General features: G+C 66.4%; 10 protein-coding genes. 6 read left to right on the top strand and 4 right to left on the bottom strand.

What is annotated here, in order from left to right; translation table 11 throughout:
• Window positions 1-153 precede the first annotated feature (153 nt).
• Window positions 154-1539 carry a tetratricopeptide repeat protein gene (locus tag U1737_RS14565; RefSeq protein ID WP_332797262.1) on the bottom strand — a complete coding sequence of 462 codons (1386 nt, stop codon included), beginning with the start codon at window positions 1537-1539 and terminating at the stop codon, window positions 154-156.
• Between the two features lie 28 nt (window positions 1540-1567).
• Window positions 1568-3229, bottom strand: a complete 1662-nt coding sequence (locus tag U1737_RS14560; RefSeq protein ID WP_332797261.1) for an electron transfer flavoprotein-ubiquinone oxidoreductase — start codon at window positions 3227-3229, stop codon at window positions 1568-1570.
• Window positions 3230-3368: 139 nt separating this feature from the next.
• On the opposite strand from U1737_RS14560, the gene U1737_RS14555 reads away from it, so the two are divergent.
• The 4 genes from U1737_RS14555 to U1737_RS14540 all read left to right on the top strand — a co-directional run bounded on the left by U1737_RS14555 (window position 3369) and on the right by U1737_RS14540 (window position 7021).
• Window positions 3369-4139, top strand: coding sequence for a uracil-DNA glycosylase (locus U1737_RS14555; RefSeq protein WP_332797260.1), 771 nt, complete (start codon window positions 3369-3371; stop codon window positions 4137-4139).
• The gene (locus U1737_RS14550) at window positions 4136-6004 is read left to right on the top strand and encodes a lytic transglycosylase domain-containing protein (protein WP_332797259.1); all 1869 of its coding nucleotides are present in this window, start codon (window positions 4136-4138) and stop codon (window positions 6002-6004) included. Before U1737_RS14555 ends, U1737_RS14550 begins: the two co-directional genes overlap by 4 nt.
• A 5-nt stretch (window positions 6005-6009) precedes the next feature.
• Window positions 6010-6537, top strand: coding sequence for a molybdenum cofactor biosynthesis protein B (gene moaB / locus U1737_RS14545; protein WP_332797258.1), 528 nt, complete (start codon window positions 6010-6012; stop codon window positions 6535-6537).
• Window positions 6538-6745: 208 nt separating this feature from the next.
• Complete coding sequence (locus U1737_RS14540) at window positions 6746-7021, top strand: hypothetical protein (protein WP_248523190.1); 276 nt, start codon at window positions 6746-6748, stop codon at window positions 7019-7021.
• A gap of 104 nt (window positions 7022-7125) precedes the next feature.
• Here U1737_RS14540 and galU read toward each other — a convergent pair whose 3' ends face one another.
• Window positions 7126-7998, bottom strand: a complete 873-nt coding sequence (galU, locus tag U1737_RS14535; RefSeq protein WP_332797257.1) for a UTP--glucose-1-phosphate uridylyltransferase GalU — start codon at window positions 7996-7998, stop codon at window positions 7126-7128.
• A gap of 143 nt (window positions 7999-8141) precedes the next feature.
• Here galU and wecB point away from each other — a divergent pair, with 143 nt between their 5' ends.
• Entirely contained in the window at window positions 8142-9329 is a 1188-nt protein-coding gene (gene wecB, locus U1737_RS14530) for a non-hydrolyzing UDP-N-acetylglucosamine 2-epimerase (RefSeq protein WP_248523179.1), read from the top strand.
• Complete coding sequence (gene wecC / locus U1737_RS14525; protein WP_332797256.1) at window positions 9313-10623, top strand: UDP-N-acetyl-D-mannosamine dehydrogenase; 1311 nt, start codon at window positions 9313-9315, stop codon at window positions 10621-10623. Before wecB ends, wecC begins: the two co-directional genes overlap by 17 nt.
• Here the strand turns inward: wecC and U1737_RS14520 are convergent.
• Window positions 10580-11572 (bottom strand): M48 family metallopeptidase, encoded by a 993-nt coding sequence (locus U1737_RS14520; RefSeq protein WP_332797255.1) that lies wholly within the window; start codon window positions 11570-11572, stop codon window positions 10580-10582. The two genes, wecC and U1737_RS14520, sit on opposite strands and share 44 nt — an antisense overlap.
• Between the last annotated feature and the right edge of the window lie 10 nt (window positions 11573-11582).

The following is an 11582-nucleotide window of genomic DNA, read 5'->3' as shown; positions in this document are numbered from 1 at the left end:
TAGCCAACAATCGACCGTCATCCCAGCGAACGCTGGGATCTTATCGTTGGCGGGCGATGCGCGCCTCGTGAGAGACCCCAGCGTTCGCTGGGCTGACGGATGTTGGCGGAGCAAGCCCCTTCCCTCTCAGCTTTCAGGGCAAGGGCCGTTGTTTCAGCGGCGAGCTTTTGGGGGGAGGGCGTTGGCGATCTTTGCGGTTATGCGTGCGGTTTCGGTGGGTTCGGCGGTGAGGAGCGCGGCGCGCCAGGCGTAGCGGGCTTCGTAGTTTCGGCCCGTGCTCCAGTATGCGTCGCCTAGGTGATCGGATATTTCGGCGTTGGTGGGTTCGGCCTGCGCGGCGGTTTCGAGCAGCGGGAGCGCGCGCGCGGTGTTGCCCGAGAGGTGGTAGGCCCAGCCCAGCGAGTCGGTGATCGACGCGTTGGTCGGGTCGAGGCGGGTGGCGCGTTCTAGCAACCGGATCGAGGCGGGGATGTCGTCGCCATGCTCGACCTTTGCGAAGCCGAGATAGTTGAGCGCAAGCGGTTGCGCGGGGCCTCGGGCGACGGCTTTTTCCAAAGCGTCGCGCGCTTCGGGCCAGCGACCGGCCTGATCGAGCGCACCACCATATTGCAGCCACGCGCCCCAAGTGCCGCCCTTGTCCCCGTCGGCGGCGATGATGCGCTGGTACCAGGTAGCGGCTTCGGCGGGGTTGCCGGTCGTCAGCAACAGGTCGGCGTAGCGTTGCCAGTCGGCGGGCTCCGCGCCCTGCTGGTCGATGCGGTTCTTGGCGGCCGCGAGTGCTTCGCCGTCGCGACCGGCGTTCGACAGGATATCGATGCGTTCGGCGCCGGCGGCCGCGGCGGATGGGCCCATTGGGTCGATCTCGTCGAGGACGGCGAGCGCACGGTCGACGACCTTGTTGCGGGCGAGCGCGTCGGCGAGGAGGATGCGCGCGCCGTCATAACGGGGGTCGGCGCGCAGCGCGGCCTGCGTCAAAGCGATCGACAGCGGCGAGGGTTCGCCGGCTGCGAGGTCGCTGGCGAGGCGCGCGAGCAGCCGCGAGACGCCGATCGCGAGCGGTTGCTTGGCCGGCGCCGCCGCGATCAGCACGCGCGTCTCGGTGGCGAAGCGATTGGCGACGGGGTCCTTCGCGGCCGTGGCGAGCGACGGTTCGGGGTCGCGTCCCTCGGCGTGCGCGACCCAGGCGTACAGCGAGGGCGCGAGCACCACGAGCGGGCCGGTGGCGAGCGTGGCGATGGCGGCGTTTGCGGCCTTGGTGTCGCCCTTCCGCGCGGCATCGGCGAGTGGCAGAAGCGCGGCGTCGGCGGGGGCGACGCCGGCCTTGTTGAGCACGGCTACGGCACGCGTCGCGAGCGGCATGTCGCCCGCCTCCAGCGCCTCGCGATAGGCACGGATCGCGACGACGGGATCGTCGGGCGATGCCGCCAGCACTTTGGCGTAGCTGGCGGCGGCAAGGTCCGGCCTGCCCGCGGCGTCGGCGGCGCGGGCCTTCAGATAGGCGGAGAGATCACCCGTTCCCGCCGTGGCGGGAGCCGCCACGGCAAGACCTAGTGCGAGAAACAGACGCTTACATGTTGGGATAATTGGGGCCTCCGCCGCCCTCGGGTACGACCCAGTTGATATTCTGGGTGGGGTCCTTGATGTCGCAGGTCTTGCAGTGGACGCAGTTCTGCGCGTTGATGACGAACTTCGGGTCGCCGGTTTCCTCGCCGACCACCTCGTAAACGCCGGCCGGGCAATAGCGTTGCGCGGGCTCGTCGTACATCGGCAGGTTGTATTCGATCGGCACCGCCGGATCCTTGAGCGTCAGGTGGACCGGCTGGTCCTCCTCGTGGTTGGTGTTCGAGATGAACACCGACGAGAGGCGGTCGAACGTCAGGACGCCATCGGCCTTGGGATAGGCGATCGGCTTGACGAGGTCCTTGCGCCACAGGCTCTCATGGTCGGGATGGTGGTGCATCGTGAAGGGCACCTTGATCCCCAGATGCTCGAGCCACATCGTGATGCCGGCGAGCCCCGAGCCGACCAGATCGCCGAACTTCTTGACCAGCGGCACGACGTTGCGGACGACCGACAGCTCCTTCTTGACCCACGACCGCTCAAACGCCTCGGGATAGGCGGTGAGCTCGTCGTGACCGCGCTGCGAGACGATCGCCTCGACCGCGGCCTCGGCGGCCATCATGCCGGACTTCATCGCGGTATGCGTGCCCTTGATCCGCGGCACGTTAAGGAAGCCGGCGCTGTCGCCGATCAGCGCGGCGCCGGGCATGACCAGCTTCGGGATCGACTGCAGCCCGCCGTCGCTGATCGCGCGCGCGCCGTAGCTGACGCGCTTGGCGCCCTTCAGCAGCGCGGCGATCTCGGGATGCGTCTTCCAGCGCTGCATCTCGTGGAACGGCGAGAGATGCGGGTTGGTGTAGTTGAGCCACGTGACGAAGCCGATCGAGACCTGGCCGTTCGCCTGGTGATAGATCCAGCCACCGCCGTTCGAACCGTCGGTTTCGGTCAGCGGCCAGCCCTGCGTATGGATGACGCGGCCGGGGCTGTGGAGCGCGGGATCGATGTCCCAGAGTTCCTTGATGCCGAGACCGTAAACCTGCGGATCGCTGTCCTTGTCGAGCGCGAACTTGGCGATCAGTTGCTTGGTCAGGTGCCCGCGGCACCCTTCCGAGAAGAAGGTGTACTTCGCGTGGAGTTCGAGCCCCGGCGTGTAGTCGCCCTTGTGCGTGCCATCGCGCGCGACGCCCATGTCGCCGGTGGCGACGCCCTTCACCGATCCGTCGTCGTTGAACAGGATTTCGGCGGCGGCAAAGCCCGGGAAGATCTCGACGCCGAGTTCCTCCGCCTTGCCCGCGAGCCAGCGGCAGAGGTTGCCGAGCGAGCCGGTGTACGTGCCCTTGTTGTGCAGGAACGACGGCGTGACGAAGTGCGGCATCTCGCTCTTCTTCGTCTTGGTCAGGATCCAGTGATGGTTCTCGGTCACCGGCACCTCGGCGAGCGGGCAGCCGTCGTCGCGCCAGGTCGGCAGGAGCTCGTCGAGGCTCTTCGGGTCGATGACCGCGCCCGAGAGAATATGCGCGCCGACTTCGGAGCCCTTTTCGAGCACGCAGACGCTGATCTCCGCGTCCTTCTCGGCTGCCAGTTGTTTGAGACGGATCGCTGCCGAAAGCCCCGCCGGACCTGCGCCGACGATCACCACGTCGTAGGGCATCGATTCACGTGTCGTCATCATCGTCTCCCGGGGATCTCCCCTATTTGCCCCACTTCCCGAACGTTACGTTCGTCCGGGCTCGGGCGGACACCGTCTTGGCTAATATGGCGATTGCGCGAGTTGACCGCCACGTCAACCGTGCAGCATAGGTTACCCGATGGGGGCGGACCAAACCATCGATTGGCGAAACGCCGCGGCGAGCGCGCTCGACTGGTGGCACGAGGCTGGCGTCGACACGCTGGTCGACGACGTCCCGCGCGACTGGTTCGCCGCGCCCGAGCCGCTCGTCGTTACCCAGCCCGCACCTGCTACACGGGTTGCTGCGCCGTCGGCCATGCCGCTTACGCTCGCCGATTTCCTCAACTGGCGGACCGGGGCCGAGGTTCCGGAAGCCGACTGGAGCGGGGTTTCGCTGACCGCGATCGGGCCGGCTGACGCTACGGTCATGGTGCTTGTCGATTGCCCTGACCGCGACGACGGCGATGCGGGCGCATTGCTCAGCGGCGCGTCGGGACGGTTGCTCGACAAGATGCTCGCGGCGATCGGGCTGACCCGCGACGAGGTGCACCTCGCGGCGGTCTGCGCGAAGCGGCCGACGGCGGGGCGGATCCAGAGCGAGGTCGAGGAGCGGCTTGCGGAAATCGCCAAGCATCACATCGGCTTGGTCGCGCCGAAGCGGTTGCTGCTGCTGGGCAATGCGGCGAGCCGTGCAATCCTCGGGACGGAATTACAGGCCGCGCGCGGGCGTTTACATGGGTTTAACCATAAGACCGCACAAACAGGGGTCGGTGACGCGTCGCACATGACGAACGTGGTCGCGAGCTTTCATCCGCGGTTTCTGATCGAGAAGCCAGCGGCCAAGGCCGAGGCCTGGAAGGATTTGCAGATGCTGATGCGCGAACAGATATCGCAAGAGGGCATGAGATGATTCGGACCCGATCGGTTTCCTGGGCGGCTATCGCGCTGGGGCTCAGCGCCCTCCCCTTCCCGGCGCTGGCGGCGGCCGTTGCGGGCGAGCCGGGCGGCGATGCGCGGCTCGGGACGCCGCAACTGGTCGGCGCACCGACGCTGGAGCAGATTCCGGACCAGCTCGATGCGGGCCAGCGCGAGGCGTACAAGACGGTGTTCGCGGCGATCCGCGACGGCAAGTGGACCGACGCGCAGATCCAGCTCGACACGATGAAGCCCGGCCCGCTGCACGCGATCGCGCGCGCCGAGATGTACACGGCGAAGGGCTCGCCCAGGATCGAGATGGAGCCGCTCGTCGCGCTGCTCAACGAAGCGCCCGAACTGCCCGAGGCCGAACAGATTTCACGGCTGGCCAAGGTGCGCGGGGCGGTCGATCTGCCGCCCCTGCCTACCGCGCAACGGCTGATCTGGCAGGACGGCGCGCCGCGTCGCGTCCGCGCCAAGAGCCTGCAGGGCGACATGATCGCCGCCGATCTCGCGCTCAAGATGCAGCCCTACGTCAAGGCGGACATGGGCCGCGAGGCGCAGTCGCTGCTCGAGAGCACACCCGGGCTCACCCCCGAGGCGCTGACCGAGTGGCAGCAAAAGATCGCGTGGATCTATTTCCTGCAGGGCGACGACGTGAACGCGCGCGTGATGGCGGCGAAGGCGCAGGACGGCGTCGGCGACTGGGCGGTCCAGGGCCGCTGGGTCGGCGCGCTGTCGGCATGGCGTCAGAATGATTGTGCGAATGCCGAATCCGGGTTCGAGGGTGTCGCGGCGCGGGCCGGTGACGTCGATCTTCGCGCGGCGGCACTATACTGGGCGTCGCGTGCGGACATGGTGTGCTCGCGACCCGACAAGATCGAGGGTCGGCTAAAGGCGGCGGCGCAGTTCGGCGAGAGCTTCTACGGCCAGCTTGCACGCCAGCAGCTCGCAATGAAGGACAAGGGAACGTCGGTCGGTGGCCTGGTCGCCAGCGACTGGAAGGTCGTCGGCAAGCGTCCCAACGTTCGCGTTGCGGCGGCGCTGGTCGAGGTCGGCGAGACCGATCTGGCTGACGACGTCATTCGTCAGCAGGCGAAGATCGGCGACCCGCGCGAGTTCGGTAACTTGGTCCGCGTGGCGGAAGCGTTGAGCCTGCCGGCGACCACCGTATGGCTCGCGCACAATTGCCCGCAGGGTGTGACGTCGACCGCCGAGGCGCGCTATCCGACGCCGAACTGGACGCCGGACAGCGGCTGGCACATCGACAAGGCGCTGGTCTACGCGCACACGCTCGAGGAATCGCGCTTCCGCAATACCGTGAAGAGCCCGGCCGGCGCGTACGGTCTCATGCAGATCATGCCCGCCGCCGCGACCGATTTCGCGCGCGAGCGTGGCACCTCGATCGACGTGAAAGCGCTGACCAAGCCCAGCACCAACATGGATGTCGGACAGCGCCATCTGGAGCGGCTGCGCGACATGGCGGGCGTTACCGGCGGGCTGCTGCCGAAGGTGATCGCGGCGTATAATGCGGGGCCGCGTCCGGTCGGCGACTGGAACGCGATCGTCCGCGATAACGGCGACCCGCTGCTCTATATCGAGAGCATCCCGTATTGGGAGACGCGTGGCTATGTGACCACCGTGCTGCGCAATTACTGGATGTACGAGGCGCAGGGCGGCAAGAAGGCGTCGGTCAGCCGCAATGCGCTAGCGCAGGGCATGTGGCCGCGCTTCCCCGGCCTGCCGGGTGCCACCGCGGTGCGGATGAACGCCCGGCCGAACGCGCGGGCGAGCGCCAGCACGGTTGCGGTGAACGCCAGCGTCGGACCGCAGTCCGCAACCATCACGCGCGCGGACTGAGTTTCATGCCGATCGACGAAAGCCGGATTTTCCTGCCGGTGCGGATTGCCGTGCTGACGGTGTCGGACACGCGCGGGCTGGCCGAGGATCGCTCGGGCGACACGCTCGTCGCGCGACTGACCGAGGCGGGGCATGTGCTCGCCGATCGCCGGATCGAGAAGGACGATGTCGAGACGATCGCCTCGCGGCTGCATGCGTGGATCGGCGATCCGGCGGTCGATTGCATCATCACCACTGGTGGCACGGGCGTGACGGGGCGCGATGTGACCCCCGAAGCGATCGAACAGGTCGCCGACAAGATGATTCCGGGCTTCGGCGAGCTCTTCCGCATGCTCAGCTACCAGACGATCGGGACGTCGACGGTGCAGTCGCGCGCGTGCGCGTGCGTGTCGAAGGGGACGTACATCTTCGCGCTGCCGGGCTCGACCGGGGCGGTGAAGGATGGCTGGGACGGGATCCTGCGCGATCAGCTCGACAGCCGCCATCGGCCCTGCAACTTCGTCGAACTCATGCCGCGGTTGTTGGAGCGCTAAACGCGCCAATATCCTGTATCTCGTGCCAGATGATGGTGCGACGTCCGGATCATGCATTCCATCGACACGGCGGTGCGCGGAAAAATACGCAAGAAGCTGAGTAGCTTGTCCCAGGTGTAGCGCTGTATTATTAAACTGGCACACTCAATGCATCGGTCGTTGCGTAGCCCAATCGGGTTACGCCACCAACGATCCGAAGGACGCCATCATGCCATCGCTCATCCTGAACAGCTTCATCGCCGCCGCCGTTCTCGTCACCGCTGCGCCGAGCCTCGCTGCCGAGACGCAGCCGACGACGAAACTCAAATACGATGCGAAGACGCAGAAATATTGCGTCACCGATCCCGCCGTCACCGGCAGTCATCTTCGGAAAACGACGTGCCGGACCGCAACGCAGTGGAGCGTCGCAGGGCTCAACATGCCGAAGACCGACCTGGCGCAGACGGCGATCCCGAACACCAGCGTGGTGGTGGCGCAGAAGTAGACATAACGGATAGCGCCTGAGGGCGGCACCTTGCCGGTGCCGCCCCGCTCTTCGCAGCGGCCCCCCTGCTGATGAGGGACGCTATATCCGTCGTGAGCCGCCGATCAGTTCGCCAGCAGACGCTCGGCAAACTGCCGCACGGCCGGACCGATGTCGTCGCGCGACAGGGCGATCGCCAGATTTGCCTGGATGTACCCAGCCTTGTCGCCGCAGTCATAGCGCTGGCCATCGAAGGTGAAGCCGTGGAACGGCTGGTTGCCGATCAGCTGCGCCATCGCGTCGGTCAGCTGGATCTCGCCGCCGGCGCCCTTCTCCTGCGTCTCCAGGATTCGCATAACCTCGGGCTGGAGGATGTAGCGGCCCGGGATCATCAGGTTCGACGGTGCGGTGCCGCGCTTGGGTTTCTCGATCAGTGCGGTGACTTCGGTCAGGCGCCCGTCGATCGCGCCCGGCGAGATGATGCCGTATTTGCCGGTCTCCGAATCGGGCACTTCGAGCGCGCCGATGACGTTGCCGCCGACCTGGTTATACGCTTCGACCATCTGCTTCATGAAGCCGGGCTTGCCGACCATGAGTTCGTCCGGCAGCAATACCGCGAACGGCTCGTCGCCGACGATCTCGCGCGCGCACCATACGGCGTGGCCGAGGCCGAGCGGTTCTTGCTGGCGGACATAGACCGGCGAACCCGGTTTCATGCGGATATGGCTGATCGCATCGAGCGACTTGCCGCGCGCGCGCATCGTCGCCTCGAGCTCGTACGAGATATCGAAATGATCCTCGAGCGCGCCCTTGCCGCGCCCGGTCACGAAGATGATCTGCTCGATCCCCGCCTCCAGGGCTTCCTCGACGGCGTATTGAATCAAGGGCTTGTCGACGACGGTGAGCATTTCCTTCGGCATCGACTTGGTGGCAGGCAGGAAGCGGGTACCGAGTCCCGCGACCGGAAACACAGCCTTGCGCAATGGCTTTATGGTCATTCGGATCTCCAGTGATATCTTTGCATCAACACTCCAGCCACCAATTACCGATCGTTACGGTCCCGTGCAAATCGGACCGCCCGATCGAGGAAACGTCGTAGCCGGTTAGCGCGTCATTAAACGCGGTGGGTTAGGAAGGTTCCATGTCAAAGATACTCGTAATTTTCGGGACGCGTCCCGAAGCGATCAAACTCTTTCCCGTCATCCGCGCCCTGGCCGAAATTCCGGGACTTGCGGTGCGGACGTGCGTCACCGCGCAGCACCGGGGGTTGCTGGATCAGGTGCTGGCGATCGCCGACATAACGCCCGATATCGACCTCGACCTGATGGAACCGGGCCAGACCCTGGACCGCCTGACGGCCCGCCTGCTCACCGGGCTGGGCGAAGTGATGGATGCCGAGCGACCCGATCTGGTCATCGTCCAGGGCGACACCGCCACCGCGATGACCGGCGCGCTCGCCGCCTATTACCGGAAGGTCCCGGTCGCCCATGTCGAGGCCGGATTGCGATCGGGCGACATCTATCATCCCTGGCCCGAAGAGGTGAACCGCCGAATCGTGGCGCCGATCGCCGCGCTGCATCTGGCGCCGACCGAAACGTCGGCAGACGCCCTGCGTCGCGAGACGATTCCGGCCGACCTGATCCACGTCACCGGCAATACCGTGATCGACGCGCTGCACTGGACCAGCGCCAAGGTCGCCGCGGACCCCTCGCTCGCCGCCGGGCTCGACGAGATCGCCACGCGGTTCGCAGGTAAGCGGATCATCCTGGTCACGACGCACCGCCGCGAGAATTTCGGCGACGGCATGGCGTCGATCGCACGCGCGATCGGACGCATAGCGGAACGCGACGATGTCGCCGTCCTGTTTCCCGTCCATCCCAATCCCAACGTCGTATCGGTCATGGACGCGATCCTCGGCGATCGCGGCAACGTCGCGCGGATCGAGCCGCTCGACTACCCGCATTTCGTCCGGGCGCTGAGCATGGCCGATATCGTCCTGACCGATTCTGGCGGCGTGCAGGAAGAGGCGCCGGCGCTCGGCAAGCCGGTGCTGGTGATGCGTGAGACGACCGAGCGCCCCGAAGGCGTGGCCGCCGGTACCGCCCGGTTGATCGGGACCGACGAGGCCCGGATCGTTTCCGAAATCTTCACCCTGCTCGACGATCCTGTCGCCTACTCGGCGATGGCGCGCGCGCATAACCCGTTCGGCGACGGCCAAGCAGCCGCACGCATCGCCGCCATCGTCACCGACTTCGTCGGTCTCGGCACCATCGCCACCACCGCACCCGAGACCGCAAAGGGAAACGCCAAACATGCTGACCGAGACTGAACTCACCGTCGTCGTCATGGGCCTGGGCTATATCGGGCTGCCGACCGCCGCGGTGATCGCGCGCACCGGTGCGCGCGTACTCGGCGTGGACGTGACCGAATCGGTGGTCGAGACGATCAACTCGGGACGCGTGCATATCGAAGAAGTCGACCTCGACGGGCTTGTCTCGGGCGTGGTCGCCCGCGGCACGCTGCGCGCGTCGATGACGATCGAGCCTGCGGACGTGTTCGTCATCGCGGTGCCGACGCCGTTCGACGACAATCACGCGCCCGACATCGGCTATGTCCTGGACGCGGCGACGACGATCGCCGGCGTGCTGAAACCCGGCGATACGATCATTCTCGAATCGACTTCGCCGGTCGGCACCACCGAACAGGTCCGCGATCTGCTGGCGACGCTGCGCCCCGATATCCGCGTGCACGGCCGGACCGGCGAACAGGCGGACATTGCGATCGCCTATTGTCCCGAACGCGTCCTGCCCGGTCGCATTCTGGTCGAACTGATAGACAATGACCGCGTCATCGGTGGGATCACGCCACGATGCGCGCGCAAGGCCCTAACCTTCTACCGCCGGTTCGTCCGCGGCGCCTGCGTTACGACGACGGCACGGGCGGCGGAAATGACGAAGCTGACCGAGAACGCGTTTCGAGACGTCAACATCGCGTTCGCAAACGAATTGTCACTGATCGCGGACACGATGGGGGTCGATGTGTGGGAGGTGATCCGCCTCGCCAATCGCCATCCGCGCGTGAACATCCTTCAGCCAGGGCCGGGCGTCGGCGGGCACTGCATAGCGGTCGACCCCTGGTTCCTCGTCCATGCGGCGCCCGACCAGACACCGCTGATCCGAACCGCGCGCGAAGTGAACGACGGCAAGACCGACCACGTCATCGCGCAGGTAGCCGCGCTGGTCGAATCGATGCCGGATGCAAAGGTCGCCTGCCTGGGCCTGGCGTTCAAGGCCAACATCGACGATTTCCGCGAAAGCCCCGCGCTAAAGGTTGCGCAAGCCGTCGCCCGCGCTTTTGGCGACCGCGTACGGATCGTAGAGCCCTATGCCCGAACGTTGCCCGCAGCCCTGGCGGACACCGGCGCGACGCTGATCGACGTCGACACCGCAATCGAAACCTGCCCGATCATGGTCGTTCTGGTCGACCATGACGTTTTCAAATCGATTCCGCTTGAGGAGCGCGTCGACAAGGCGGTGCTCGACACACGCGGAATCTGGCCCGACCAACCGCGACCCTCCGTCAGCGCAACGGCACGTCCCGCGTCGCGACAACCGGCGGGATGATCGGCCGGACCGGGTTCGCCGCGATCGACCGCGCGACGGCTTCGAGCGTGTCTGCACGCGCCTTGGACGACGCGTGCGTACGGCTTCGGAATAGTCCGCCGTCGACCATGCCACCCTTGCTCCGCCAGAAACTGGGTGCCGACATCGGGTCGTAACCAGCGTTGGCGAGGAGATAAATTCCAAGCAGATCGGCCTGGTCCTCGGTCTCGCGGATCAGCCGGCCATTGCGGCCAAGCTCTGCCAGCAACCCGCGATTGATCTTCGCCGCGTCGAGGCGGGCCCGGTGGCGCAGGATATTGTGCGCGAGTTCATGCGACACGACGACCGCGATCTCGGCATCGGTATAGCCATCGAAGAAACGCTCGCCGATCTGTACCACCGACCCGTCCGCGCTGGCATCGAGACCACTGCCGAGCAGGATTTCGAACCGCGATCGGCAGCCCGTTACCGGCATTACGGCGATCGATTGCCGCTGACCTTTCCGCAGCACGGTCAGCCGCAGTGCCTGGCGCAGCGGGGTGTCGGCGATCGCCGCCTCCGCAACATCCCGGCTCGCTGCGTTTTCCGGCACGTTCGCCGCCGGCAATCCCGGCAAGGCGAGATCGCCGATCGCTACCAGCGAGTCGTTCGCGACGACCCCGGCACGATCCGCAGGCCCGCCAGCCACCACGCCCTCCACGCCGATCAGCGATTCGAACCCGAATGCCGCCGCCGCCGCATCGCGGGTGCCAGGACCATATTGGGTCAGCGCATGGATCGGCATCCCAACCTGCGGCTGAAGCCTGTCGCACAACGGCGCGTTGGCCGTCGTGAGGCGATACGCGATCGTCGCCAGGCGCAAATCGGCTGCCCGCAGCGCCTCGAAGAACCCCGGTGCAGGGGCCGCATCCTTGGCAGGGGCCGCAGCGGTCAGCAGGAGAAGCGGCAGCAGTCGGGCGATGAGGGTCATCCACGGGCAT

The organism is Sphingomonas fucosidasi (genome assembly GCF_036663855.1).
In the GTDB taxonomy this organism is placed as follows: domain Bacteria; phylum Pseudomonadota; class Alphaproteobacteria; order Sphingomonadales; family Sphingomonadaceae; genus Sphingomonas; species Sphingomonas faeni_B.
This window is presented reverse-complemented; position numbering and strand designations above follow the sequence as displayed.